The organism is Variovorax soli (assembly GCF_031454625.1).
GTDB classification, from domain to species: domain Bacteria; phylum Pseudomonadota; class Gammaproteobacteria; order Burkholderiales; family Burkholderiaceae_C; genus Variovorax; species Variovorax soli_A.
This window is the reverse complement of sequence record NZ_JAVDRF010000001.1, coordinates 480,565-506,163: the sequence shown is the minus strand read 5'-3', so window position 1 is coordinate 506,163 and position 25,599 is coordinate 480,565. Positions and strand designations below refer to the sequence as shown.

Sequence of the window (25,599 nt, the reverse complement as noted above, 5' to 3'; positions counted from 1 at the left end):
GATGCAAGAGACGATCCTGAGTTGGTCTCGTTCCCGAAAGCGCGTGGTGGTCATGGCGCTCGACACCTTCCTCGCGTTGGTGTCGATGTGGCTCGCGTTCACCTTACGGCTCGACACACTGCATTGGCCCATGGGCGCCGAATGGGTCGCTTACGCTGTGGCGCCCGCGCTGGCCATTCCAATCTTCTTACAACTGGGCCTGTACAAGGCAATCTTCCGTTACACCGGCGTGGCATCGATCCTCGCAACAGGGCGTGCTGTCGCACTGTACGGCGTCGCGCTCTGCCCGCTCGTCTGGCTGCTCTTCCATTGGGAAGGCATCCCTCGGAGCCTCATCGTGCTGCAGCCGCTGCTCTTTCTTATCTTCGTCGCATCGAGCCGCGCACTGGGCTGGCAATGGATCGCCAGCCGCACCCGTGTACGCGGCAAGCCTTTGCTGATCTATGGCGCCGGCATCGCAGGGGCACAGACCGCGGCCGCGCTCTCTGGAACACACGACTACGCGCTGGTCGGATTCATTGATGATGATAATCAAAAGGTCGGGCGCACGATCAATGGGGTCAAGGTCTACGCATATGCCGAGCTTGCGAATGTCGCCACGCATCACAGGGTGACCGATATTCTTCTGGCGGTGCCGAGCGCGACGCGGCAACGGCGCAATCAGATCATCGAGCGTCTGCAGTCGCTGCCTGTGCGGATTCGTTCGTTGCCCGGATTAGCTGACCTCGCAAGCGGGCGGGTCACGGTGGACGATTTCCTCGATCTTGATTTGGACGACTTGCTCGGGCGTGAGCCCGTGACGTCACGGCCGGATTTCCTTGCCGGCGCTCTAGCGGGCCGCGTCGTGATGGTGACTGGCGCGGGAGGTAGCATCGGCGGCGAGCTATGCCGGCAAATCGCGCGCCAGACGCCGAGCACGCTTCTTCTCGTCGATCACAGCGAGTATTCGCTCTACAAGATCCACCACGAGCTAGAGCAATGGGCGCTCGGCGGCGGCTCGAGCATGACCCTCGTGCCCGTGCTCTGCAATGTCTGCAACCTTCAGCGCCTGGAGTCGATCTATGAGGCCTACCATCCGCAGGTGATCTACCACGCGGCAGCCTACAAACATGTTCCCATGGTCGAATCCAATCCGGGAGAGGCCGTTATCAACAATGTGCAGGGCACGCTCAACCTAGCCAGAGCGGCGCTCAAATGGGGTGTCGATAGCTTTGTTCTTGTGTCGACCGACAAAGCTGTCCGGCCGACTAATGTGATGGGCGCCACCAAACGGATTGCCGAACAGATCCTGCAGTCGCTTGCCAATTGTGAGAACAATCCCTTCAACGAAGAGATCCCCGGCCTCTCCAGGTCGGACATGATGACGCGATTCTCCATGGTGCGCTTCGGCAATGTCCTAGGCTCCAGCGGGAGCGTCGTTCCATTGTTTCGCGCTCAGATCGCCAGTGGGGGTCCAGTGACGGTGACGGACCCGGAAGTCACGCGATACTTCATGACGATCCCTGAGGCGGTGCAGTTGGTCCTGTATGCGGGAGCGATGGCGCGCAGCGGAGATCTCTTCGTCCTCGACATGGGTGCGCCTGTGAGGATCGTGGATCTCGCCAAGCGCATGATCACGTTGTCCGGGCGAACGGTGCGTGACCAGTTCCGTCCGACAGGGGACATCAGTATTGCCTTCACAGGTTTGCGCGCGGGAGAAAAGCGCTTCGAAGAACTCCTGATTGGGCAGAATCCGATACCGACCGAGCACCCGCGCATCATCTTGGCGCGTGAGGAATTTGTCGAGTGGCCGACTTGCTCGCAATGCGTCCAGAGATTGCTCGAAGCCGCGCGGAGCGGGGAGCGCGACGCGATCGTCAACGCATTGCGCACCTTGGTTCCCGGTTACATCGCGCGCCCTGCTGCCGCAAGGCCGGATACTCTCCCCGAACAACCCAAAGCGGCCTTGCGCGATACTGAACTATCACCATGCTCTCTGACAAATCGATCCTGATCACCGGTGGCACTGGTTCATTCGGCCAGACCTTCGTGCCGATGACGCTCGAGCGGTACGGCCCCAAACGAATCATCATCTATTCCCGTGACGAGATGAAGCAGTGGGAAATGGCCAAGAAGTACCAGGGCGACCCCCGAGTCCGCTTCTTCATCGGCGATGTGCGCGACCGCGAGCGGCTGTACCGCGCACTTGACAGCGTGGACTTCGTCGTCCATGCCGCCGCAACCAAGATCGTTCCGACCGCGGAATACAACCCTTTCGAATGCGTCAAGACGAACATCAACGGTGCGATGAATCTCATTGATGCCTGCATTGACAAGGCGGTCAAACGTGTCGTCGCGCTCTCAACGGATAAAGCCAGCAGCCCGATCAATCTCTACGGAGCGACCAAATTGGCCTCGGACAAGCTCTTCGTCGCCGGCAACTCGTATGCGGGCGCGCACGACACGCGCTTCTCGGTGGTGCGATACGGCAACGTCATGGGTTCCCGCGGATCGGTGATCCCTTATTTCCTCTCGCTGCGGGACCGCGGGGTCCTGCCGATCACGGACCAACGCATGACGCGCTTCATGATCTCGCTCCAACAAGGTGTGGAACTGGTCTGGCACGCCTTCGAAGACATGGAAGGTGGCGAGATCTATGTCAAAAAGATCCCCTCGATGAAGGTCGTCGACATTGCGCAGGCGGTTGCCCCGCTCGCCACGCACGAAATGGTCGGTGTTCGTCCCGGGGAGAAGTTGCACGAACAGATGATCGGGCTCGAAGACGCACGCTACACCTTCGAATATGAAGCGCATTTCAAGGTGCTTCCGGCAATCCACAACTGGAGCTCGGATCCCTATCGCATCAAGGACGGGCGCAAGGTGTCCGATGAGTTCATCTACGCCAGCGACACCAACGCGCAATGGATGACGACAGGGGAACTGCAGACCTGGATCGAAACAAACCGCGACAAGATCGGCGCGTTCTGATGGAAAGCATTCCCTACGGGCGCCAGAACATCACGGCAGCCGACATCGAGGCGGTCGTCGCGGTTCTGCGCTCCGATTTTTTAACGCAGGGACCGACTGTGCCGGACTTCGAGCGCGCCGTTGCAGATCGGGTTCATGCGCGGCACGCCGTAGCGGTGAACAGTGCGACTTCCGCGCTTCATGCCGCCTGTCTTGCTATGGGGCTCGGGGCTGGCGACATCATCTGGACCAGCCCGATCAGCTTCGTTGCATCGGCAAACTGCGGCCTCTATTGCGGTGCCCGGGTCGACTTCGTCGATATCGACCGGGAGACCTTCAATCTGTGCCCCGAGGCGCTGGCCCGCAAGCTAGCGCAGGCCGAACGCAAAAGTGCCTTGCCCAAGATCGTCGTCGTTGTCCATATGGCCGGACAGCCATGCAACCTCCAGGCCATCCATACACTGTCGCGCCGGTACGGGTTCCGGATCATCGAGGACGCGTCACATGCGATCGGCGCGAGCTATCGCGGGAACGCCATCGGCAATTGCGAGTTCAGTGATGCCACCGTCTTCAGCTTCCATCCCGTCAAGATCATCACCACGGGCGAAGGCGGCATGGTGCTTACCAACGACCCGGAGCTTGCGCGCAAGGCGGCTCTGTTCCGCAGCCACGGCGTCACACGAGACAAGCGACAGATGATTCGCGAGCCTGATGGACCGTGGTACTACGAGCAGCTCGAGCTGGGGTTCAACTACCGCATGACTGATATTCAGGCCGCGCTCGGCTTGAGTCAGCTCCGGCGGCTGGATGACAGTGTGGAAGCGCGTCATCGACTGGCGAAGAGGTACGCCGAGCTCCTCGCCGGATTGCCTGTCTCGGTGCCCGTTCAGCGCTCCGACGTTCGATCGGCCTTCCACCTCTACGTGATCCGACTCCAGCTGGATCGCATCGATCGATCGCGCCGCGAGGTGTTCGAAGCCATGCGAGCCGATGGCATCGGGGTAAATGTGCATTACATACCGATTTACGCACAACCTTACTATGAACGGATGGATATACAGCGGGCAGACTTTCCTCAGTCCGAGGCGTACTACCGCGAAGCGATCAGCCTTCCCATGTTTCCGACGCTGAGTTCCGTGCAGCAGGATCGCGTCGCCGCATCACTGCGCAGTGCGCTTATTTCATGAAGCTGGCCGTCATTCCTGCGCGCGGTGGCAGCAAGCGCATTCCGCGCAAGAACATCAAATCGTTCTGCGGCAAGCCGATCATCGCCTGGTCGATCGCTGCCGCGCATGGCAGCGGCTGCTTCGACCGCGTGATCGTCTCCACTGACGACGCAGAGATCGCGGGGGTGGCCCGTGACGCTGGTGCCGAGGTGCCGTTCGTCCGTCCATCCGCGTTGTCTGATGATCAGACCGGGACCATCCCCGTCGTGCGGCATGCCGTCGAATGGCAAATTGCGACGGGAGAAGCGCCGAGCGCCGTGTGTTGCATTTACGCGACCGCACCTTTTCTGATGCCCGATGACATCCGACGTGGCCTCAGCGTTCTCGAGCAGAGGGGCGGCGACTTCGCATTCTCTGTCGCGAAGCACCCATCCCCTATCCAACGGGCGTTTCGCGCCACTGCGTCGGGCCATGTAGAGATGTTCGACCCCCAGCACTTTCAGACCCGCTCGCAAGACCTTGAGGAAGCCTTCTACGACGCCGGCCAGTTCTACTGGGGAACTGCGTCCGCTTGGTGCTCAGCTGAAACTCTCTTCAGCCCGACCTCCACTGCCGTGGTGCTCGCATCGTACCGGGTACAGGACATCGATACGCCGGACGACTGGGTGCGTGCCGAGTGGATGTTCAAGGCCCTGCAGGCGATGGCATGACGTTAGCCGGTGCAACCGTGGTCTTCCGTGCCGATGCATCGCTGCAGATCGGCAGTGGGCACGTCATGCGATGCCTCGCGCTGGCAGCGGCGCTCCGTTTAGAGGGTACTAATTGCCGCTTCGTTTGCCGCGGCCACCAGGGACACCTCGCTGACTTGATCCGTAATCGCGGCTTTGCCGTGACGCTCCTTCCTATGGGGACGCTCGGCCCGTCACATGTGCCTGTCACGGTTCACGACGCGTGGCTGGGCTGCGATTGGGAATCGGACGCCCACCAGACGATCGCGGCGCTGGAGGGTATCCGGCCCGACTGGATCGTCGTTGACCATTACGCGTTGGAAGCCGCCTGGGAGCAAGCGCTGTCTGCGCACTCCGGTGCCATGCTCGTCATCGACGATTTGGCAGATCGAGACCACCAGTGCCAGCTGCTCGTGGACCAGAACTTGGGCCGGGACGGCGCGCACTATGCCGGGCGGGTCAGCGTCGGCTGTGAGGTTCTTGCCGGACCGGCCTATGCGTTGTTGCGTTCAGAGTTTGCTGCTGTGCGTGCATCTAGCCTGGAGCGCCGGCGCTACAAGCCCCTGCAACATTTGCTGATCTCGCTGGGCGGCGTCGATCAAAGCAATGCGACCGGCGCATTGCTGGAGGCGCTGCGGGCCTGCACGCTGCCCGCCAACGTCCGGATCAGCGTGGCGATGGGGGCCGCCTCACCTTGGCTGGCTGAGGTGCAGGAGATCGCTGTGCAAATGCCCTGGCCAACGCAGGTGCGGGCCAATGTGCAGGATATGGCCCGACTCATGTCAGAGAGCGATCTTGCCCTGGGCGCGGCAGGTGCAACTTCGTGGGAACGCTGTTGCCTGGGTCTACCATCCATCGTGCTTGCGCTGGCCGCGAATCAGCGCCGCATTCTGAAGGCCTTGGAGGAAGCGGGCGCCGTGATGGTCCTGGGCGATCGGTCGGACGGCACCGGGCCGGACTTTAACGCCCTGCCACACCTGCTCCAGTTGGCCGTGGTGCCGTCCACACTGCACCGGTTGAGTGCGGCCAGCGAACGCATCGTGGATGGCCTGGGTATCGGGCGAGTGCTGGCTGCCATTGCGCATCACGAGGTCCAGTCATGAAGATCACCATCTTGTGCAGCTCCGACGAACACCCTATCAACCCGTTCATCCAACGCTGGATCAACTCGCGCCGGGGGTCGCATGAAGTGACGTTGCTCCGCACCTGTCGCGACCTGCAGGGCGGAGACCTGCTATTCCTCGTTTCCTGCAGTGAAATCGTGACCGCCAGCGACCGCGCCAAGTTCTCGAAGACGTTAGTACTGCACGCCAGCGATCTACCGCAGGGCCGAGGTTGGAACCCCCACATATGGCAGATCCTCGCCGGAGCAACCTGTCTCACGGTGACGTTGCTTGAGGCAGAGGACAAGGTCGATACGGGTGCTATTTGGCACCAACTGGTTATCGCTATCGACAAGGCTGCACTGTGGGACGAGATCAACGAAGCGCTTTTTACGGCGGAGATGAAGCTGCTGGATCATGCGGTCGACCATCTGGCGACCATCGTGCCCCGGCCACAGCGCGACGACATGGATCCGAGCTACTACCGCTTGCGCAATCCTTCTGATAGCGAGGTCGACCCGTCGCGCACGATCTCCGAGCAATTCAACCTGCTACGGATATGCGACCCGCACCGCTATCCAGCCTATTTCGATCTGCACGGGTGTCGCTACAAGCTGATCCTGGAGAAGATCGATGGATGAAGGCAGCCTGACGATCGATGGCGTGAGCATCGGCTCAGCGCACCTTCCGTACGTGATCGCCGAGATGTCGGCCAATCACAACGGGAGCATTGACGCTGCGTTCGCGATCATCTCTGCTGCCAAGGCTGCGGGTGCCCACGCCGTGAAGATCCAGACTTATCGGCCCGACACGATAACGTTGGCCTGCGACCATGAAGACTTCCAGATCCGCGACGGTCTGTGGGCGGGTCGCACCCTTTACGACCTGTATCAATGGGCACACACGCCCTGGGAATGGCACGAAGCCCTGTTTGAGCATGCGCGCCGCGTAGGCATCACGATCTTCAGTTCGCCCTTCGACACGACAGCCGTCGATCTACTCGAGAGCCTGGGAGCTCCAGCCTACAAGATTGCGTCGTTCGAGGCGGTGGATCTGCCGCTGATCCGGTATGCGGCGCGGACTGGCAAGCCAATGATCATCTCGACCGGCATGGCGGACGCCGATGAAATTGGCGAAGCTGTGGAGGCCGCCCGAGCGGGCGGCTGCAGGGACCTCGCAATACTGCATTGCGTCAGCGGCTATCCGGCACCTGCAGCAGATTACAACCTGCATACCATCGCCGATATGCGGAAACGCTTCGAAGTGGTCATTGGGCTTTCGGACCACACTCTGGACAACACTACGGCGTTGGCGAGCATCGCGCTGGGCGCCACGATCATTGAAAAGCACTTCACGCTCGACCGGGGCGGCGGCGGCCCCGATGACAGCTTCTCGCTCGAGCCGCAAGAACTGGAGGCTCTGTGCCGCGACAGCCGCACGGCCTGGGAGGCGCTCGGTCGTGTCGACTACGGCCGCAAGGCCAGTGAGCAAGGCAACGTAAAGTTCCGCCGCTCGCTTTACTTTGTCAAGCCGCTCAAAGCTGGCGAGATAGTTACCGCCGACGCCGTGCGCAGTGTGCGGCCAGGCTATGGATTAGCGCCGAAGTTCCTGGGCCAAGTCGTCGGCAAGGCGATCAACAGGGACGTCGACTATGCGACGCCTGTGTCATGGGATCTCCTGAAGTGACACAGCTGCGCATCGGCTTTGCCACGATCTACTCGTGGCGCCCGCACGTCGAGCATGCGTATTTTCTGGCACGGCTCGCCGAGAAGGCAGGGAACGAAACGTTCTTCCTGACTTGCGATTCAGACCTTCCCACTTGCTACACCCGCGAGATGCGCGACCGGCCCGCGTGGCAAGAATGCCTGCAATGCCGGGCCGGCGGCATCCGCTCTTACACGCGGACCAATATAACTTCGATCGGCGAGAGCGCGTCGCGCGACGCCGCTGTGGCGCAGGCCGAGTGGGCGCATTCGAGTGCCAGCACATTGGGCCGCTTCGAGTCCAATGCAGACTACGCGGGCCCCGAGTTTAAGGCAATCGCGGCGCGCCTTCACCCCGCAGTGGAACTGAGCTACCAGGCAGCGAGAGCCTGGATACGCGACCAAAGACTCGACGCCGTCTGCGTGTTCAACGGCCGAATGGATGCAACGCGCGCCATCTACGAGGCCGCGAAGTCGCTCGGCGTGCACGTGATCAGCGTCGAACGTACCTGGTTTGGGGATGGGCTCCAGCTCTACCCAGAGGAGACATGCCTGGGCCTGGGCAGCGTGCACCGCCTGATCGGCCGCTGGCGTGACTTGCCGCTGACGGGTCAGCAAGCGGCGCAGGCTGCCTCCTATGTGGCCCGGCGTTTCCTGCGTCAGAACGTCAAGGAATGGCGCGCCTACAACACCGACGCTAAGTTGGCGGACTGGCCGGTGCAGGGTGGGCGACGCAGGATCCTGCTCATCCCAAGCAGCCGCAACGAGGTGTGGGGCCATCCTGACTGGGAATCAGGCTGGTCCGACCCCCTGGCAGCGTACGACGCCTTGATTGACCACTTGCGGCTGGAGCCGCGCGACCTGCTGCTCCGGTGTCATCCGAACTGGGGCGAGAAGATTGGTCGGCAGGGCGGCGAGTATGCCGAGCGCCACTATGCCGACTGGGCTGCGCGCCGTGGTATTCATGTCATTTCCAGCATCGATTCCATGAGCACGCTTGGCTTGATCGAGCAATGCGATGCCATCGTGGTCGCCAACGGAAGCGCCGCGCTGGAGGCGGGCGCCCTCGGCAAGCAGGTGATTGGCATTGCGCCATCGATCTATCAGGAGGCCGGCTTCCGCGATTCGATCCCGTCGCCGCAACAGTTGACAAGCCTGCGACTGCATGCCGATCTCGAAGCAGCCGAGCAAGCGCGCAGGTGCGAATCGATCCCGCGTCTGACACTTCGCTTTGCCTATGCGATGGTGCATCGAGTACCGCAGTACACCCGCTTCGTTCGCGCCGATACTACAACTCGCTTTAAGTACGACATGAGCGCCGATCCGCATCGATTTCTCGATCTGCTGCGTGGTGGCGAGCTCAGGGCTGACGACGAGGAATGCGCCGACGACACGCGCGCTGAGGAGGAAGTGTTAGAACGCATTAAGCGGCACGACTGGCAAGGCTTGCTCGATGCTCTCGAGCCTGACAGTGGCGCATACGAACCAGTGCGCCGCCGCCTGCTGTTTCGCCCCATCGATCACATTCGGCAACGCATGTCTGTTGGTGACCGCTAGGCTGTGCAGCGTTGACGGACCACTGATCTACTGACCCGGCGAATTAACCATGCCCTTACCCCTGACGCTATCGTCACAACGAGCCCGGCAATTTTGGTATGCGCCGCTCCTGGTGCTGTCGATGGGCTTGATGATGTTGCGCATGCTGGCAATGGCACAGGTGCTTGATGTACATGCCTTCGCCGATTTCAGTGGTGGCATTCTCATCTCGACCACCTTTTCCATGATTGGTTGTCTCGGCCTGCAGGCAATGCTTCAACGCGAATGGCCCGTGAATCTTGTGCGACATCAAGAGCTGCGAGGAATAGTGCGTGCTGCGCAGTGCAACGTTGTCGCGCTGGGCTGCTGCTTTGTCGGTATGGTCGGAGCCGCTGCCGGGCTATCACTCGCTGGAACAACACCAGCTCTTCTTGGCGTCGGATTGCTGCATGGCTTTTCGCATCAGATTTTTTTGGTTTCCACTGCCGAGAGCCGGAGCAGGGGAGAGGCGCTTCGATTCGCAAGTCAGAATCTACAGCGAGCGGTCATAGCGTTGGCACTTAGCGTTCTTGCAGCGCTGTGGTTCGGTTCTGCGCTGCTTGCACTGGCGACTGACGCATTGATCACGATTGCGCTATCGCAGGCGTTCTTCCGAAGTGTTCTTGGTCGGTCTCGGCTTGGGGTGAGCGCAATCTATCTTCTAGCCGTGCGACGACTGCGCCGTGTGCCATGGACGTCTGCGCTGACCATGATGTTTACCATGATGCTTGCGTTCGGACTGTTCAACGCCGACCGCTGGATTGCTTCCGACCGTCTTGGCGCCATCGGGTTTGCCCACTACTCCTTCGCCTGGATCGTGTTGTCCGTAGCGCAGTCGGCCCAAGCTGTCATCAACGCATCGGTCTATCCGCTGTTGGCGCGACGCTTCGCGCAATATGGGGGTGCGGTCGCGTTCGATGTGTGCGTTCGGATTTCGATCTCTGTCCTGGCGATCGGCGTAGTGGTGCTCGTCCCGTTGTACTTGGTGCTCGACTATGGGATCTATCGCTGGTATCCGCGGTACGGCGACGCACAGACATTGATTCCCATCTTCCTTGTAATTGCTGTACTGCGCGCTTCGGATTTTTGGTCGAGCTTCTTGCTAATCTCAGGTCGTGAAACGCAGTTGCTCAAAATCAATCTTTGTGCGATGGTGATCAGTTTGATCGTCTGGGCAAGCTTCGTGCGCCCCTGGACGCCCGCCACGACCACTCTTCAGCAAATGGGCTGGTTGGCAGGTCTTTTGACCCTCAGTGCATATCTCGCGGCGGCAGGAGTGTCATGGCGCGTTCGGCATGGCTGACAGAGCTTGGAAGCAGACAATGCCAGAGCGAGCCAGAAGATCTGTGTTGTCCACGCCACCTGTTCACGTCTCGATCATCGTCCCGTGCTTTAACGCGGCACGGTTCGTCGGAAGGACCATCGATTCTGTCTTGACGCAGACCTACTCGAGTTTTGAGTTGATCGTCATCGACGACAGCTCGACCGACGAGTCCGTGGAGGTCGTCGAAGCCGCTGCGCAGGCCGATCCACGTGTCAAGCTCATCAGGATGACGAAGAATGCGGGTGCGCCGGCCGCGCCGCGAAATGCCGGCATCGCCGCGGCGCGGGGAGAGTGGGTCGCTTTCCTGGACGCCGACGATGTTTGGCATCCACGCAAGCTTGAACTTCAGATCGAAACGTTGAGGGCGTGCGGGGCTCTGATGTGCAGCACGCAGATGAAGGACTTTCGCGATGGAGATCCGATCGTTTTCGAGCCTCCGCCGGTTCCGTTGCCCATCAGTCGCGTCACGCTGGCACAGCAGTTGCTCAAATACCGCACGCCGACTTCGAGCATCGTAGCCAATCGTGAATTCATGCGCCGCCATCTCTTCAATGAAGACCCGAGCTACAAGGCACGCGAGGATACCGACTGCTTCATCCGAGTTCACGAGGATATGCCGTTCAGCATCAAGATCGTTCATCCGCTGGTCTTCTATCGGCAGCAGGCCAGCCAAATCTCCAGAAATAAGTGGAAGATGGTAGGACGGCATTTGGCAATGCTGAAGAAGTACCGTCTCAAATCGGGAAAGGACTTGGGCGCAATGGCTTACGTCTACACTTTCACGCATTTCTTCGTTTCAATCTACCTGCGCTTGGTTCGCAGAATGCTGTAGGGCACCCATTGCGAGACCGCAAGCCATGGGAATGATGCCGAACGCCCCTGATTCTGAACCGAAAGCCGAAGCTTTGGCGGTGGCGGAGCGCTATGCTCGCAGAAAGGCGGCTGATCTCTACAGCATCCTGCGTCCGGAGGTTGTGCTCAGCACCCAGGAATGGCAAAGAGAGATGCTGTTCATGTTCGGCTCGGTATGCGGCTACACAAATGTCGACATGAGCAGCCTCAAGCTGGTGGATGTGGGCTGCGGCTACGGAGGACATCTGCTCGACTTCCTGCGCTTCGGCTTCTCGCCGCAAAACCTCTATGGCATCGAACTGTTGCCCGAGCGTGTCGCTAGCGCCCGCGCCCGTTTGCCTGACGCACTGAAGGTGCACGAAGGGGATGCCAGCACGGCCGATGTGGCTCCCGCAAGCCAAGACATCGTGTTTCAGTCCGTCGTTTTCTCCTCGCTACTGGACGACGCGTTCCAGCGGGACCTCGCCGGCCAAATGTGGTCGTGGGTGCGTCCTGGTGGCGGAGTCCTGTGGTATGACTTCGTCTACGACAATCCCTCCAACTGCGACGTGCGGGGAGTGTCCATTCGGCGTTTGAGCACGCTGTTTCCGCATGGGCGTATGACCGTGCGCCGCGTGACGCTGGCGCCCCCGATCAGCCGCCGCGTTTGTCGCGTTCACCCTGCGGTCTATCACTTCTTCAACCTCCTGCCATTCCTGCGCACCCATGTGTTGTGCTGGATCGCCAAAGATTGACGTCATGTCAGAGAAGTTTTCATTTCTCCCATTTGCACTGCCCGATATTGGCGAGGAAGAGATCGCCGAGGTGGTCGATACGCTGCGCTCGGGCTGGGTCACTACCGGCCCAAAAGCAAAGCGCTTCGAAATCGATTTCGCAGCCTTCCTCGGCGACTCGGCGCTGCATTGCATGGGAGTCAACTCCGCCACCGCTGGCCTGCACCTTGCGCTCGAAGCGCTGGGCATCGGCCCTGGCGACGAGGTGATCACGACCACCCATACTTTTACAGCTACGGCCGAGGTGGTGCGGTACCTCGGTGCAGATACCGTGCTGGTCGACATTGATCCCGCTACGCTCTGCATTGACGTGTCGGCTGTCGAAGCGGCCATCACGCGGCGAACCAAGGCCATCATCCCTGTGCACTTCGCCGGCTTGGCGGCCGACATGAAGAGCCTACTCGCGATTGCCGAGAGTCGTGGACTGAAGATCGTGGAAGACGCGGCCCATGCGTTGCCAGCCACTTCTGACGGGCGAGTAATCGGCACACTGGAATCCGACATCACGGTCTTCAGCTTTTACGCCAACAAGACGATCACAACCGGCGAAGGTGGCATGGTCGTTACTCGCGACAGAGCGCTCGCCGAGCGCATGAAGGTCATGCGTCAGCATGGCATCAATCGCGACGCGTTCGACCGCTTCCAGTCAAGGACGCCTGCCTGGTACTACGAGGTCATCGCTCCCGGCTTCAAGTACAACTTGACGGACATTGCCGCTGCGATTGGGCTAGTGCAGTTGACTAAGCTGCGGCGATTCCTCCAGCGTCGAGAGTATTTAGCAGCCCGTTACCACGAAGCACTGCGCTCCTTACCACTTATCCTTCCGGCGGATCCCCCTAGCGGTGATGTCCACGCGTGGCATCTATATGTCGTTCGACTGGCCCCATTTGCCAAGACAACGCGAGACGGCCTGATACAGGCCCTTTCAGACAGTGGTATCGGCACCAGCGTGCACTATATACCGCTGCATCGCCAGCCTTACTGGCGCGATCGGTATCAGCTCTCTCCCGAGATGTTTCCGCATTCGGACGCTGCCTACCAGTCGATGCTGAGCATCCCCCTATTCACCGCCATGACTGATGGGGATCAAGACCGAGTGATCGCCGCATTGCACGAGGCGCTGGGGTGACGCTTAAGCGGATCTTCGATGTCATATTTGCGCTGAGTGCGTTGGCAGTTTCCGCACCAGTACTCGTAGGTATCGCACTATGGATCAAACTGGATTCACGTGGGTCCATCCTTTTCCAGCAGGAGCGCGTCGGCTTGCGAGGTCGGCCGTTCCCAATTTATAAATTTCGGACCATGCGATCTGACCCTGCCTTGCAGTCTCTGCAGATCACGGTCGAAGCCGACCCGCGAATCACAAGAGCAGGAAAATTCCTGCGCCGCTACAAACTCGACGAACTTCCGCAGTTCCTCAATGTACTGCTTGGCCACATGAGCGTAGTCGGACCAAGGCCGGAGGTGCCGCGTTACGTCGAGTTGTACCCCAGCGAGGCAAGGGAGCTGATTTTGAGCGTGAGGCCAGGCATCACAGATCTTGCCTCGATCGTCTATAGAAATGAAGGTGCGGATCTTGCCTCCGCAAATAACCCGGAAGAGCTCTACAGGCGAGAGATCTTGCCGGCCAAACTGGAGCATTGCTGCCGGTATGTTCGCGAGCAGAGCTTTTTGCTCGACTTGGAGATTGTGTGGCGGACAGTGGTTGCGATCTTTGCAGATACCCAGTCAAACCTGGGCAGCATAAAGACACGAAAATAGCGGAGATAGATAGGAGTCGGACTAAGGACTAGCGAGTTCGACAAGAGAGCCCATTTTGCCCTCTCGAAGGCTTTGAGCGGGTTTCTGCGCGACTTCTCTCCCTTGGGTAAGCGCGAGATATTGGCTTTTTCAAGGACCTCGGATGGAGTTGGTCGTGTCGAAGCTTATTCAACCGTCGGAATCTCCCGCCAGTTCAACAGCCGCAGCCCCAACCCACTCGGCTCCTTGACCCCTTGCTTCTTCACTTCGCCTTGAACATTGCCAGTCAGCCATCGCGTCCTGCCATCCACCCCCACCACCGCCAGGTCGGTAATCGCTGAACTCGACTCGACAAAGGCCTGTCCATCCGGCGTCAACGCCGACTTTCCAGTCGCGAAATCGATCGCATAGAAGCGGCTGACGCCCGAAGGGCTGCAGGCGTCGCCCATCGTCAGCAGCGGAGCAAACGAAACAACGCCGTTGAATGCCAGTGGATTGAGCGTCATTCGCCAAGCGACATTGCTGCTGCTGTCCGAACCCAAGTCCAAATACCATCCCTTGGATGTGTTCGGCAGGGTGACGCCGGTAGTCAAGTTGGTCAGCGCCGTCAGATTGGCACGGGTGAACGGCATGGTCGCATCGGCGGGCGTGAAGGTGGTCGCATTGCCGTCGATGATCGCGTAGAAGCTCTGCGCCGTCGTCGAACTGATGTCGCTCGGATCGAGCAGCTGGCCGGTGCCGAACATCACGTACCGCTTGCGAGTGAGCGGATGGATTTCGATCAGGGGCTGGGTGGTGATGGCTTGCGCCCGGGCGGCGATGGTGCCGTCGGTGAGCAGCGCCAGCTTCGTCGGGGCCGGGTAAGGTGTCGTAGTGCCTCGGGGAGCCGTGACGTCAAAGCGCCAGAGCTGCCCATTCAGGTCGCCCACGTAGATCGCGTCGGCGGTGTAGTCCGTGAAGTCCTGCACATAGGCCGAGGCGTGTGTCAGGCCATTCGACGCGACGCCTGTGCTCACCTTTTGCAGCAGCGCGCCGGTCTCCGGATTCACGAAGTAGAGGTAGCCCATCCCATCGCTGTTGTTGTAGCCGGAGGTCAGCACGACCACCCAGCCGTAGCGCTTGGTCTTGATGACCGTGGGCGCGCCGAAGCTGTAGCCCATCGTCGGGTCCGTGAACTCCCACAACACCTTGCTCGCGACTGTTGCTTCGCTCGTCATCCCCGCTGGGTTGGTCACATCGAGGGCGTAGTAGCTCTTGCCGCCCTTGCCCAGCCCGCCGATCAGGATGGAGCGCCACCGGGAGGTGCCATCCGTCACGAAGCTCCCGCCGGCACGGCTGAAGTCGACGTCGAAGACCTTGGGCGTGGCGTCGACGTAGTAGTGGTGGAGGTAGTTGGGATTGCCCAGCTGGGCCAGTCCGTTGTCCTGCGGCGTCGCCGGAGAACTCGGACCCTGGAAAACGGCACTGGGCACGTACGCGAACTGCTCTACGCCGGCATCGGTGCCGGTCAGCGCGCCATTGAAGGCGTGCAGCATGCCGTCGTTCGCCGCGGCGTACACCATGGTGGGACGGCTGGCCCAGGTGGTCTTGAAGGTCTTGTAGCCGGGGTTGACCGCTTCCGAGAACTTCTCGCTGGGTGGCGCGACCGGGGTCACCTTGGCATTGACGATATCGCCCAGCAGGGTCGCTCGCGTGCGATAGGGCCTGGAAGGCGCGGACAGCGACCTCTCGTTGCTTCGATCGCCGCGCAGGTAGTTGAGGTAGTTCGCCCTGTCGTCGCCGCTGACGTAGCTCGTGTCGAGGGCCGCCGCTTGCGCCGTGGTGAGATTGGCCGTGCGGAACGCGACGCCTGACGTGCCGTTCCACGTGGCAATTCGCCTGTTGGTGTCCCAGCCGGTGCCGGTGAACTGGGCCGCAAGCTTGTCGGTGCTCGACCACTTCAAGGTCGTCGTGGGATTGCCGGCGCTGTCGAAGGCGATCTCGCTGGCCGTCACGATGCTGGTCCAGCCGTTGGCGTCGTACTGCGATGCGTACGATGCTGCTCCCGCGGAAGACACCTGCACGGCGGACAGCGAGAACGACGTGGTGTAGGCCCTGATGGCACTCACGATGCTCTCGAGCGCTTGCGTCAGGCCCGCCACCATCGTATCGGGGCGGCCCGCCGCAAAATAGTTGTCGGGGCGGTTCTGCGTGGTGTTGGTGCGGGTATCGGTCAGCGTCTCACCGTTGGTCGACCACCAGTCCAGCGGGATCGTCGCGGCAAAGGTGTAGGGATCGAAATTGGCCGGAACCTTCAATCCGCCAAACTTGGCCGCCAGGTAAAACTGATTGTTGGCCTGGAAGGGCTGCTCCAGCACGTCCACCCAGTAGGTCTGCACGGTCTGCTTGCCGATGGTCTTGGCTTGGCCGGTGACATCGGGGCGGATGTCCTTGGTGTTGGCATCGTAGGCCAGGCCGGCGATGTATGCAGAGTTGTCGCGGCCGCTGTAGCTGTTGGTCGCACCGAGCGTGTCGCCGAGCCCTTGCAATTGGCCGACCTTGTTCGTCGCCGTGATGGCGTTGACGGTCGTGTCCGCGGCGATCTCCGCAGGCATGGTGGGCTCGCGGGTGCGGTAGGTGGTGTTGCCGGCCACGTTCTTGTCGACGTGCGTGTAGATGTCGCCGATGCCCAGGATGAAGTTCCGCTGGCACGAATACTGGATCGGATCATCCCAGCTCGTGACGACCGGGAAGCCATCGATCCACGTCGTCTTGGTGGCCGTGGTGGCTCCGGCCATCGAGCTCCACGCCGAGACGTTGCCCAGATTCTTGTAGTAGCGCAGCACCGCGTAGTACATCTCGCTGACCGGGTCATAACTCTTGTAGCTGCCAGGGATCAGTTGCCCAAATTGGTTCAGGTAATTCATCACCCCGCTGTTGCTGACTTGCACGCCGAACTCCGTGGTAGTGGCGCTCGCGTCCGCGCTGTTGGGATTGGCAACGAGGACACCGGTCGTCTCGTCCCATTCCTTTTGCGTGTTTGCGATGGCCGTTTGGCCAGGCCGCGGTGCTGTGGGACCGACGAATTTCTGGCCGGCGCGCAGCACGCCGCCATCGCGCTGGTCGCTGCTGTCGTTGAGGTAGCCGAAGGCGCTGAAGCGGATTCTCTGCGAGTACTTCTGGATGAGGCCTTCGGGCTTGTAGTTGCTGCCGTAGGCCTTGCAATTGGCCTCCACGCCGCCGGCCGCTGTGGAGGGATCGCAGACCTTCACGCGCATGGTGTAGTCGATCGTGCTGTCCCCCGAACTGAACGTAGTGAAGGTGCCGGGCGTGGATGGCTTCTGCCACAGCAGGCGCATGATGGCGTTGCCGCTGTTTTCGTAGTACTCAATCTTGACGCTGAAGCTTTGCCCGGCAGTGAGGTTGATCGTTCCACTGTCGTTGTCCGTGGCCCCGTGGTCCGACCAGCCGTCGATGACGAGATTGCTGTTGCTGAAGCTGCCGCTTCCGGAGGTATCGACCCACAGGCGAACGCCGTCGTCGGAGGTGGTTCGGAAGACGTAGCTGCCTGATTCAGGCGCCATGAAGGTGCCGGTGAAGCGTGCAGAAAAGCTGTTGGTACTCACGCCCGTGCCGGGGCTCCCGTTCCCCCAATCGTGGTCCGCGCTGTCGTTGCTGACCGTCAGTACCACTGGATTGGCGAGGGTCTTGTTGTTGTAATAGCTGGCCGCGAAGGTGCGCGCGACAGGGTCGCTGACGCTCAGACGCATTTTGAATCCCATGCCGTTGACATGAATGCCGACGCGAGTGGCGGTGTCGTAAGGCGTTGCCCCTGCGATTTCGCTGACCGTGAGATCCCGGTCGTCGAACAAGCCTTGGCCTGAATGCCAGCCTTTTTCCAGAATGGTCTCCGTCGTGGTGTCCACGACACGACGGCCGCCTGTCATCGCCCAGCGGAATGGATCGATGGTGGCCGTTGCAGCCCAGTTCAGAAAGTTGCCGCTCCACTTGTTGCTGTTGGTGGTTCCGGTGCAGGTGCGGCTGGTGGCGAGCCCCGCGGGATAGAAATAGCTGGTGTCGCCCGTGTTGGTGCTGTTGGCCGTGGTGTTTGTCTGGTACAGGTAGCACTTGTTCGGATCGAAGTAGCCGAGGTAGGTGCTGGCGCTGGTGTAGGCCCCGACGTGGGCCGTCCGCGAAGCGGTCGGCCATTCCACCGACAGGGCAAGCGCCAGGTTGCCAGGCACCTCCGAGGTCGAGAACACCGGTTGATCGGACAGGGTCGTGGCCGAGGCGATCAGAGCACCTCCCAAGGCGAAGCCCAGCGCGATGCCGAGTCCCGCCTTTCGCAACGCGCAGACAAACTGGAGAAGATTTTTATTCATGGGAATGCTCTGCTGGTTACTCTGGTCTCGAGAACGAGCTCTGCAGGAAAACTTGCGTGTCGCGCGGTCCATCGACGCGGATGCTGAGCCGGTAGATGGCTGGCGCCGGAAGATCCGGCCGCGGCACGCCGGCGGTGCCGCCAGTCACCTGGGTCGTGGACGGCGCAGAGACACACGCGCTGTTGCCCAGCGTGGCGAAGCTGCCGGAGGCGTTGCACATCCGATCGATCACGTAGTACACGGTGACGCCGGCGCCCCCGGTGATGGCGCCGCCCGTAGGCGTGAAGTCGGCATTGGTGATGTCCTTGCCGGTGAGACCGGTTTTCTTGAGCAGCACGTCGGGAATGCCGAGGTTGTTGGTTTTCAGCTCGACTGCGCTGTAGTTCTCAGCGGGCACGCTGTTGGACGTGAGCGCGGATGTCGCCAGGCCTCCGGTCTTGAACGCCTGCATGGTCTTGGAAACCGCCAGTTCGCCTTGGTTGACCAGGTCGCGCTTGAAAGCGAGGTTGCCGGCGCTGAACAGCGAGGAGTTCATCGAGCGCATCACCGCGACCCCGCCAGCGAGCAGGATCACGAGAATGACGAGGCAGAACAGCAGCACCACGCCCCGCTGGCGGGCTGGCGAGACAGAGATGGTCTTCATGAGGCGGACTGCAGCAGCATGTTGCGCAGCGGAATGGTGGTGTCGATGACGCGATAGCGGTAGCGCGGGTCGAGCGTCACGGAGCGCTGCAACGCGGTGGCCAGATCGCTGAAGAGCGTCAACGAAGCCGGCGACACGTTGTCCTTGTTGAGCTCGGCGCTGCGCATCACCAGCGCCACACGCACGGCCACGATCTGCCTGATGTCGGCCGGTTTCGTCATCAGGTTCGCGATCCCGTATGTCGTGCCGCTGGGGGCGACCCAGTCATTGATGATGCCGTCGCCATTGGTATCAATGCCGTACAGGGCACGAAGCTCGACGACACTGTCGGCAATGGTCTGCAAGGCGTCCGCGTCGGAGCCGGTTCCCGCGCTTCTGAGCAGGTCGTAGGCAAACAGGGTCTGATTCGCGCCGACGCCGAGCAGCTGGAACTGGACGTTGTTGGAAAGCGTGTTGCCCAGCGGCGTGTAGTAAGCGGAGCCACCGGCGGCCAGTGTCGCGAGCGAGGTGGTGGCGCCCGTCGACGTGAAGTAGCGCCCGCCCAAGGGCAGCACTTCATTGCCGGCAGCCGCAAAGGCGGTCGTGTCCGTCACATTGACTTGCTCGATCAGGCAGTCCTCCGTGCCCTCCTGCGCGACGAGTCCCAGGTCGCCATTGGCCAGGCCAATCGTGTTGTTGAGGCGCAGGTTGTTGGTGCCGGTCACACCGGAGCGGATCTGCCGGGGGATGTCGCCGGCTGCGCCATTGCCGCCCATCACCACCAACACGTCGGAACCCGTGGCGGATTGGTCTTGAGCGATCAGTAGCGGCGCCACGCGCAGGTTGCCCGCGAAGCCAGCGCCTGCCCCACCGAGAAAGGAGGCGAAGGGCGCAGGAAAAGCGGTTAAGCGCGGGAGGATGGTTGTGGCCGTACCGCCGATGTCTCGCGCCACGCTCAACTTGCAGCCATATACGCCAAGTGTTCCGGACTGCACGAAGCCCGAGCCCGCACTGCGCAGCACGCGGTCGAGTGCATAGGCCGCAAAGGCGCCGCTCTGGCTCATGTCGTTGGTCGAGGTCGTGGTTCGCTTGTGGGCTTCGCCCACAGTCACGATGCTGGTCACCGCGAGTGTGACGATGAGGCCGATGGCCATTGCCACCAGGAGCTCGATGAGTGTCAGGCCGCGGTGCGGCGCGCGCGAAGAGGGTGTCGATGCGGTCATGGCGGCGGCGGAAGGGTGACGCGCGTCGTGAGACGGCTCTTGTCGGTCGAGTTCCGCTGAGGAGGCACCCACTCGATGGTGATGTCCGCGGTGTTGACCAGCGTCGTGACGGGGACGACGGTCGCCGTGGCGCTCGGCAATCCGTCCTTGGACACGTCGGCAATGCGGGTGGCCCACGCGGTGCCGGCGCTGGTGTCGACCGCGATCGAGTTGTTCAGCCACATCGTTGTGGCAATCTCGTTAGCGAGCAAGGCAGCGCGATTGCGATCTGTCGCGTCGACCGAGAAGTTCATGGCGCGCGTCTGCAGTCCGATCATGCCAAGAATGCCCAAGGAGAAGAGCAGGATGGACACCAGCACTTCGATCAGTGCCATACCGGCCTGTGCGCGCAACAGGGGATGAGGCATGCGCTTCATCAGGGGCATCCATCGGCAGAGGTTGAAAGACTCCTGGCCGGATCGCACATGCGCACCTGACCGCCCAGGCTGACCAGGACGCGCAAGGGCCGATCGGATCGGCTGGAGCTCACGATGTAAGTCGCCGCTGCTGCCGTGCAGCTGGCGCCGCTCGGGAGCCCCGTGCCAGGGTTGGCAATGAGGCGGCCCAGCGAGTTGAAGCAGACGGATGCCGGGCCGGTGATCTGCACATCACTCCCGACGCTGCTCAACACGCCGGATTCGACAAACTGGGCCGTCTCGTCCGTGAGCAGTTGAACAGTGTTGATGGACCAGTTGCGGCCATTGGCCACCGCCGTCAGGCTGGTGTCGGGCGAGGTGCTGTTGGTCAGCGAGAAAACGGTCTGGCGGCTGCGGCGCAGCGCTTCAGTCTGTGCGAGGCGAAGGCCGTTCTGCAGCGAGTCGCTGACCGTTCGAACCTTGGCGTTCTGGACCCACGTCATCATCGACGGAAATCCCAGCGCCAAAAGAATGCCGAGCAGCACGATGGTGACCATCAGCTCGATGAGCGTGAAGCCGGCCGTGCGCGCGGCTCGGCGCTTCAGCACGTCTGCCCCTTCTTCGTGACCCAGTCGTTCGCACAGCCGTTCCATCCGGGGACGCCAGTGACCGTGGTGGATCGTCGGTTCTGCTGGTCCACCTTGAAGGTGAAGCCGTTCGTCGTGCCGCTGCCGACGGCCTGCAACGTGAAAGCGTTCGCAGTAGGCGTGCCGTCGCAGGAGAGCGTGAAGCTTCCCGCCTTACGCTGGCTGACATCCACAAGGCAAGGCGAGATGAACGTCGTACCGACCGAGTTGTAGGTCCGGTTGTCCTGGTAGAAGCGTTCCATGTTGGCCCGCATGGCGGCGAGGCCGTTCTGCCCATCCACGAGCTGACCGCGAAGGATGTAATCGCGATAGCTCGGGAGCGCGATGGCCGCCAGGATGGCCACGATCGCCACCGCGATCATGACCTCGATCAGTGTGAATCCCCTCGACGACAAACGAGGTTGGAAAGCGTTTGGCACTGTGGTGACCCCTCGAGAGCAGCTTTTGAAAATAGTGACAAATTGTCAACAGCACGGAAGATTTCGCGACAGCCGTCCGTCAGCACTCGGCTTCCATTCGTCGCCTTCCGTTAAGTCATTTGTGCACTTTTTCGCAGAGGCACAATGCCGCTGATGACGACCTCCGCTGTTCGTACTGGTACGCCTGCGTCCTGGGTCGTCGATCCGGTTCTGGCCTCGGCAGCATTGATTGCGCTGCCCTTTCTCTTCCCATTTGCGTCGGGTCCCTCGACCAATGTCTGGCAGCAACTGGCCACGTGGACCTGCGCAGCGCTTCTGCTGTTGACTGCGCCTGCGGCATTGCCTCGGCGGCGAATCCTGGCCTGGCTGGCGTTGGTAGGCGTGTCAGTCCTGCTGGGACGCGCATCGGGTTCGCTCGCCATCCTTGATGCGTTGGCCGCACTGGCCGCCTGCACGGTAGCGGCTTGCCTGGGCGCCGGCCTGGCTCGCGCACCGGCCTCGCGTCAAGCCGCCTTGGCCTGTGCGCTCCTCGCAGCCGGCCTCTTGAGCGCCCTTCTCGGCCTTCTCCAGTACTACGGCCTCGCCGCCCCTCTCGTCCCCTGGACCACCGCCCCCGATCTTGGCCAGGCCTACGGCAACCTCCGCCAGCGCAACCAGTTCGCGACGTTGATCAGCATGGCGCTCATCGCGGCTCTCTGGCTCTACGGGAAGAGCGGCCGCCGGGCGCGATTCACGCTCGTGCCCGGCATCCCGCTCCTGCTTCTCGCGCTGGCCGCCTCAACCTCGCGAACCGGGTTGCTCCAGCTGCTGCTGATCAGCGGCATCTCCACCTGGCTCGCGTGGCGTGAAAGGCATCCCCGCGCAGGCGGTCGAACGAGCACGCGGTTGCCGTCCCCGTGGGCGCTGCTCGCCTTGATCCCCGCCTACTTCCTCGCCGCCTGGCTGCTCCCCCTGGTCGCAGGGTCTGGTGTCGAAGCCATGATGCATCGCCTGCGCGAGGGCGCGCCCGCCGCCCACAGCCGGCTCCTGCTCTGGGGCAACGTGCTCGAGCTCATCGCGCAGCGTCCGTGGACGGGCTGGGGCTGGGGCGAGCTGAGCTTCGCGCACTACAGCACGCTGTACCAGGGCCCGCGCTTCGTCGAGATCCTGGACAACGCGCACAACCTGCCCTTGCACCTCGCGGTCGAGCTTGGCATTCCTGCGGCGCTGCTGATCTGCGGCGGCTTCGCCTGGCTGGTGCTGGCCGCGCGGCCATGGCGCGAGTCCGATCCTGCACGGCTGATGGCATGGGGCCTCCTGGGCGTGATCGTGCTCCACAGCCTGCTGGAATACCCGCTCTGGTACGGGCCCTTTCAGCTCGTCTTCGGCCTCTGCCTGGGGTTCCTGTGGCCCTCGTCGCCAAGCAAGGCCGCTTTGGCAATGAGAGACCGGACGATCTCAGCGCCCTCACTGGCCGCCGCCCTTGCCCTGATCGCGATCGTCGGCTACGCCGCCTGGGACTACACCCGCATCAGCCAGCTCTATCTCGCCCGCGAAGAACGCCTGCCGGCCTGGCGCGACGACACGCTGGCCAAGGTGCAGGACTCCTGGCTGTTCGCCAACCAGGTGAAGTTCGCCGCGCTCGCGCTCACGACGGTCGACCGTGCCAACGCAGCACAGGTGCATGCGCTGGCGCAGCGCCTTCTTCATTTCTCGCCGGAGCCGCGCGTGATCGTCAAGCTCATCGACAGCGCCAAGCTGCTGGGCCGCGATGACGAGGCCCTCGAACAAGCCACGCGCTTCAAGATCGCCTTCCCGCGCGAATACGCGCGCTGGCTCGACCATGAGCCATTGGACGATCCGTCGGAGTAGCGCGCCTCAGCCCTTGGCAGGCCGGGCCGCGGTGTAGCTCCCCGACTTGCCCCCATGCTTCTCGAGCACGTGCACGCCGTTGATCGTCATCCCGCGGTCCACCGCCTTGCACATGTCGTAGATGGTCAAGAGCGCCACCTGCACCGCCGTCAGCGCCTCCATCTCGACGCCCGTGGGTCCCACCGTTTCGACGGTGGCGGTGCACACCACCTGCGGCACACCACCGCCGCCCGCGGCAAAGTCCACCGCCACGCGCGTCAGTGCCAGCGGATGGCACAGCGGAATCAGGTCGCTGGTCTTCTTGGCCGCCTGGATGCCGGCGATGCGTGCGATGCCGAGCACGTCTCCCTTCTTCGCCGTGCCCGATTCGATCAGCGCGAGGGTCGCCGCTTGCATCTCGATACGTCCCGTGGCAACCGCCACGCGATGCGTCGCGGGCTTGGCGGCCACGTCCACCATGTGGGCTTGGCCCTGGGCGTCGAAATGGGTGAGGGAGCTCATGGATAACCTCCGCGCTGCGCGCTACGGTAGTCGCCTTGGAAACGGCCTGCGGCTCAGGCTTGAACGTTCTGCGGAGTGAAGCATCATACGAGGCCCCAGCCATCGACCCTGCCATGCTGCGCCGGACCTCTTCTCCCCCTCCGACCCGAAAGCACAAGCCTCTGCTGCGGACGCTCTGCGCCTCCCTCCTGATCGCCGGCCAGCTTGCAGTGCCGCCGCTGGCGCAGGCCCAACTGCTGCCGGGCATGGGCGATGGCGAGATAACGGCCAGCGCCGAGCGGCGGCTCGGCGACCAGATCGCGCGCGAGCTGTACCGCGACCCCGACTACATCGACGACCCGGTGCTGGCGGAGTATGTGCAGGACATCTGGCAGCGCCTGCTGGCGGCGGCGCGCGTGCGCGGCGAGCTCACGCCCGAGCTCGACGAGCGCTTCGCCTGGACCGTGTTGCTGGGGCGCGATCGCAGCATCAACGCCTTCGCGCTGCCGGGCGGCTACCTGGGCCTGCACCTCGGTCTGATCTCGGTCACCGGCAGCCGCGACGAGCTCGCCACCGTGCTCGGTCACGAACTCTCGCACGTCACGCAGCGCCACATCTCGCGCATCATGGCCAGGCAGGGCCGCCAGATGCCCCTCCTCCTGGCCGGCATGATCCTGGGGATGATCGCCGCCGGCAAGAGCCGCAACGGCGACGCGGGCCAGGCCGTGCTGATGGGCAGCCAGGCGGCCTTTGCGCAGAACCAGCTCAGCTTCTCGCGCGACATGGAACGCGAGGCCGACCGCATCGGCTTCGGCGTCATGACCCAAGCCGGCTACGCGCCGCAAGGCGCGGCCGCGATGTTCGAGAAGCTGCAGTACGCCGCGCGGCTCAACGACAACGGCTCCTATCCCTACCTGCGCAGCCATCCGCTCAACAGCGAGCGGATCTCCGACATGCAGGGCCGCTATCAGTTCAAGCCGGGCAGCGGCGTCACCATGCCGCTGGCGATGGACCACGCCATGATCGCCGCCCGCGCCCGCGTGCTGGCGCGCCCTGGCGTGGACGTGCTGCGGCTGTGGATCGACGCGGCCGGCAGCGGCGAGTTCGCACGCAGCACGCCGGGGCAGCAGGCCGGCACGCTCTACGCGGCCGCCCTGGCAGCCAGCGAACTGCGCGACTACAAGTCGGCCCGTGCGCTGGCGCAGCGGCTGACCGCCAGGACGTCGGAAGACGCGCCGGCCGCACGGCTGGCGCGCCTGCTCTCGGCCGAGATCGAGCTGGCGGCCGATGCCGCGCCCAAGGCGGCAGCGCTGCTCGACCCGCAGGCGAAAGACCGGCCCGAGATGCTGCTGGCCGCGCAGGCCGCCGTCGCCACCCGCAGTCCGACGCCGATGGTGGCACCGGTGCGCGACTGGGTGGCCTCGCATCCGCGCGATGCGACGGCGTGGCGCATGCTGAGCCACCTCTACGGCGCGCAGAACGACACGCTGCGCGCCATCCGCGCCGATGCCGAGGCCAATGTGGCGGTGCTGGACTATCCCGGTGCGCGCGATCGCTTCAAGGCGGCGCAGGAGTTCATCCACAAGGGCGGGGCGCCCATCGACCACTACGAGGCTTCGATCGTCGACACGCGCGCGCGGGCGATCGAGGTGCTGGTCAAGGAGCAGGCGGCGGAACCGCCGCTCAAATGA

The 25,599-nt window shown here is 62.4% G+C and carries 22 protein-coding genes; 15 read left to right on the top strand and 7 right to left on the bottom strand.

Annotated elements, in window-relative coordinates; genetic code table 11:
• Window position 1 precedes the first annotated feature (1 nt).
• From J2739_RS02465 to J2739_RS02405, 13 genes are read left to right on the top strand one after another with little or no spacing between them, the layout of a single operon-like run.
• Window positions 2-1,993, top strand: coding sequence for a polysaccharide biosynthesis protein (locus J2739_RS02465; RefSeq protein WP_309898164.1), 1,992 nt, complete (start codon window positions 2-4; stop codon window positions 1,991-1,993).
• Window positions 1,969-2,967, top strand: a complete 999-nt coding sequence (gene pseB / locus J2739_RS02460) for a UDP-N-acetylglucosamine 4,6-dehydratase (inverting) (protein WP_309898162.1) — start codon at window positions 1,969-1,971, stop codon at window positions 2,965-2,967. Before J2739_RS02465 ends, pseB begins: the two co-directional genes overlap by 25 nt.
• A complete protein-coding gene (gene pseC / locus J2739_RS02455; protein ID WP_309898160.1) occupies window positions 2,967-4,133 on the top strand; it encodes a UDP-4-amino-4,6-dideoxy-N-acetyl-beta-L-altrosamine transaminase in 1,167 nt (388 codons plus the stop codon). The genes pseB and pseC overlap by 1 nt, the downstream gene beginning before the upstream one ends.
• Window positions 4,130-4,822, top strand: a complete 693-nt coding sequence (gene pseF / locus J2739_RS02450; protein ID WP_309898158.1) for a pseudaminic acid cytidylyltransferase — start codon at window positions 4,130-4,132, stop codon at window positions 4,820-4,822. The genes pseC and pseF overlap by 4 nt, the downstream gene beginning before the upstream one ends.
• Complete coding sequence (gene pseG, locus J2739_RS02445; protein WP_309898156.1) at window positions 4,819-5,943, top strand: UDP-2,4-diacetamido-2,4,6-trideoxy-beta-L-altropyranose hydrolase; 1,125 nt, start codon at window positions 4,819-4,821, stop codon at window positions 5,941-5,943. The genes pseF and pseG overlap by 4 nt, the downstream gene beginning before the upstream one ends.
• On the top strand, window positions 5,940-6,584 hold the full coding sequence (locus J2739_RS02440) for a formyltransferase family protein (RefSeq protein ID WP_309898154.1): 645 nt from the start codon (window positions 5,940-5,942) through the stop codon (window positions 6,582-6,584). The genes pseG and J2739_RS02440 overlap by 4 nt, the downstream gene beginning before the upstream one ends.
• On the top strand, window positions 6,577-7,629 hold the full coding sequence (gene pseI / locus J2739_RS02435; RefSeq protein WP_309898153.1) for a pseudaminic acid synthase: 1,053 nt from the start codon (window positions 6,577-6,579) through the stop codon (window positions 7,627-7,629). The genes J2739_RS02440 and pseI overlap by 8 nt, the downstream gene beginning before the upstream one ends.
• Window positions 7,626-9,203, top strand: a complete 1,578-nt coding sequence (locus tag J2739_RS02430) for a hypothetical protein (RefSeq protein WP_309898151.1) — start codon at window positions 7,626-7,628, stop codon at window positions 9,201-9,203. The genes pseI and J2739_RS02430 overlap by 4 nt, the downstream gene beginning before the upstream one ends.
• A 49-nt stretch (window positions 9,204-9,252) precedes the next feature.
• The gene (locus tag J2739_RS02425; RefSeq protein ID WP_309898149.1) at window positions 9,253-10,524 is read left to right on the top strand and encodes a lipopolysaccharide biosynthesis protein; all 1,272 of its coding nucleotides are present in this window, start codon (window positions 9,253-9,255) and stop codon (window positions 10,522-10,524) included.
• The gene (locus J2739_RS02420) at window positions 10,517-11,377 is read left to right on the top strand and encodes a glycosyltransferase family 2 protein (protein WP_309898147.1); all 861 of its coding nucleotides are present in this window, start codon (window positions 10,517-10,519) and stop codon (window positions 11,375-11,377) included. Before J2739_RS02425 ends, J2739_RS02420 begins: the two co-directional genes overlap by 8 nt.
• A 25-nt stretch (window positions 11,378-11,402) precedes the next feature.
• Window positions 11,403-12,131 carry a class I SAM-dependent methyltransferase gene (locus J2739_RS02415; RefSeq protein ID WP_309898145.1) on the top strand — a complete coding sequence of 243 codons (729 nt, stop codon included), beginning with the start codon at window positions 11,403-11,405 and terminating at the stop codon, window positions 12,129-12,131.
• 4 nt (window positions 12,132-12,135) lie between these two features.
• The gene (locus J2739_RS02410) at window positions 12,136-13,299 is read left to right on the top strand and encodes a DegT/DnrJ/EryC1/StrS family aminotransferase (RefSeq protein ID WP_309898143.1); all 1,164 of its coding nucleotides are present in this window, start codon (window positions 12,136-12,138) and stop codon (window positions 13,297-13,299) included.
• Window positions 13,296-13,931, top strand: a complete 636-nt coding sequence (locus J2739_RS02405) for a sugar transferase (RefSeq protein WP_309898140.1) — start codon at window positions 13,296-13,298, stop codon at window positions 13,929-13,931. The genes J2739_RS02410 and J2739_RS02405 overlap by 4 nt, the downstream gene beginning before the upstream one ends.
• Before the next feature lie 164 nt (window positions 13,932-14,095).
• On the opposite strand, the gene J2739_RS02400 is transcribed toward J2739_RS02405, so the two are convergent.
• From J2739_RS02400 to J2739_RS02375, 6 genes are read right to left on the bottom strand one after another with little or no spacing between them, the layout of a single operon-like run.
• Complete coding sequence (locus J2739_RS02400) at window positions 14,096-18,271, bottom strand: PilC/PilY family type IV pilus protein (protein WP_309898138.1); 4,176 nt, start codon at window positions 18,269-18,271, stop codon at window positions 14,096-14,098.
• 16 nt (window positions 18,272-18,287) lie between these two features.
• The gene (locus J2739_RS02395) at window positions 18,288-18,914 is read right to left on the bottom strand and encodes a pilus assembly PilX family protein (protein ID WP_309898136.1); all 627 of its coding nucleotides are present in this window, start codon (window positions 18,912-18,914) and stop codon (window positions 18,288-18,290) included.
• Window positions 18,911-20,116 carry a PilW family protein gene (locus tag J2739_RS02390; RefSeq protein ID WP_309898134.1) on the bottom strand — a complete coding sequence of 402 codons (1,206 nt, stop codon included), beginning with the start codon at window positions 20,114-20,116 and terminating at the stop codon, window positions 18,911-18,913. The genes J2739_RS02395 and J2739_RS02390 overlap by 4 nt, the downstream gene beginning before the upstream one ends.
• Window positions 20,113-20,541, bottom strand: coding sequence for a type IV pilus modification protein PilV (pilV, locus tag J2739_RS02385; RefSeq protein WP_309898132.1), 429 nt, complete (start codon window positions 20,539-20,541; stop codon window positions 20,113-20,115). Before pilV ends, J2739_RS02390 begins: the two co-directional genes overlap by 4 nt.
• Complete coding sequence (locus tag J2739_RS02380) at window positions 20,532-21,119, bottom strand: GspH/FimT family pseudopilin (RefSeq protein ID WP_309898130.1); 588 nt, start codon at window positions 21,117-21,119, stop codon at window positions 20,532-20,534. Before J2739_RS02380 ends, pilV begins: the two co-directional genes overlap by 10 nt.
• A complete protein-coding gene (locus J2739_RS02375; RefSeq protein WP_309898128.1) occupies window positions 21,113-21,577 on the bottom strand; it encodes a type IV pilin protein in 465 nt (154 codons plus the stop codon). Before J2739_RS02375 ends, J2739_RS02380 begins: the two co-directional genes overlap by 7 nt.
• Window positions 21,578-22,120: 543 nt before the next feature.
• On the opposite strand from J2739_RS02375, the gene J2739_RS02370 reads away from it, so the two are divergent.
• Window positions 22,121-23,428, top strand: coding sequence for a PglL family O-oligosaccharyltransferase (locus J2739_RS02370; RefSeq protein ID WP_309898125.1), 1,308 nt, complete (start codon window positions 22,121-22,123; stop codon window positions 23,426-23,428).
• 6 nt (window positions 23,429-23,434) lie between these two features.
• On the opposite strand, the gene moaC is transcribed toward J2739_RS02370, so the two are convergent.
• Window positions 23,435-23,929, bottom strand: coding sequence for a cyclic pyranopterin monophosphate synthase MoaC (gene moaC, locus J2739_RS02365; protein WP_309898123.1), 495 nt, complete (start codon window positions 23,927-23,929; stop codon window positions 23,435-23,437).
• Between the two features lie 113 nt (window positions 23,930-24,042).
• Here moaC and J2739_RS02360 point away from each other — a divergent pair, with 113 nt between their 5' ends.
• Window positions 24,043-25,599: a M48 family metalloprotease gene (locus tag J2739_RS02360; protein WP_309898122.1), complete on the top strand. Its 1,557-nt coding sequence runs from the start codon at window positions 24,043-24,045 to the stop codon at window positions 25,597-25,599.

Excerpts from the sequence above, each read along its gene's own strand:
- J2739_RS02465 (WP_309898164.1), top strand. The coding sequence starts at position 2 with ATGCAAGAGACGATCCTGAGTTGGTCTCGTTCCCGAAAGCGCGTGGTG.
- pseB (WP_309898162.1), top strand. The coding sequence starts at position 1,969 with ATGCTCTCTGACAAATCGATCCTGATCACCGGTGGCACTGGTTCATTC.
- pseC (WP_309898160.1), top strand. The coding sequence starts at position 2,967 with ATGGAAAGCATTCCCTACGGGCGCCAGAACATCACGGCAGCCGACATC.
- pseF (WP_309898158.1), top strand. The coding sequence starts at position 4,130 with ATGAAGCTGGCCGTCATTCCTGCGCGCGGTGGCAGCAAGCGCATTCCG.
- pseG (WP_309898156.1), top strand. The coding sequence starts at position 4,819 with ATGACGTTAGCCGGTGCAACCGTGGTCTTCCGTGCCGATGCATCGCTG.
- J2739_RS02440 (WP_309898154.1), top strand. The coding sequence starts at position 5,940 with ATGAAGATCACCATCTTGTGCAGCTCCGACGAACACCCTATCAACCCG.
- pseI (WP_309898153.1), top strand. The coding sequence starts at position 6,577 with ATGGATGAAGGCAGCCTGACGATCGATGGCGTGAGCATCGGCTCAGCG.
- J2739_RS02425 (WP_309898149.1), top strand. The coding sequence starts at position 9,253 with ATGCCCTTACCCCTGACGCTATCGTCACAACGAGCCCGGCAATTTTGG.
- J2739_RS02420 (WP_309898147.1), top strand. The coding sequence starts at position 10,517 with ATGGCTGACAGAGCTTGGAAGCAGACAATGCCAGAGCGAGCCAGAAGA.
- J2739_RS02415 (WP_309898145.1), top strand. The coding sequence starts at position 11,403 with ATGGGAATGATGCCGAACGCCCCTGATTCTGAACCGAAAGCCGAAGCT.
- J2739_RS02410 (WP_309898143.1), top strand. The coding sequence starts at position 12,136 with ATGTCAGAGAAGTTTTCATTTCTCCCATTTGCACTGCCCGATATTGGC.
- J2739_RS02400 (WP_309898138.1), bottom strand. The coding sequence starts at position 18,271 with ATGAATAAAAATCTTCTCCAGTTTGTCTGCGCGTTGCGAAAGGCGGGA.
- J2739_RS02395 (WP_309898136.1), bottom strand. The coding sequence starts at position 18,914 with ATGAAGACCATCTCTGTCTCGCCAGCCCGCCAGCGGGGCGTGGTGCTG.
- J2739_RS02390 (WP_309898134.1), bottom strand. The coding sequence starts at position 20,116 with ATGACCGCATCGACACCCTCTTCGCGCGCGCCGCACCGCGGCCTGACA.
- pilV (WP_309898132.1), bottom strand. The coding sequence starts at position 20,541 with ATGCCCCTGATGAAGCGCATGCCTCATCCCCTGTTGCGCGCACAGGCC.
- moaC (WP_309898123.1), bottom strand. The coding sequence starts at position 23,929 with ATGAGCTCCCTCACCCATTTCGACGCCCAGGGCCAAGCCCACATGGTG.
- J2739_RS02360 (WP_309898122.1), top strand. The coding sequence starts at position 24,043 with ATGCTGCGCCGGACCTCTTCTCCCCCTCCGACCCGAAAGCACAAGCCT.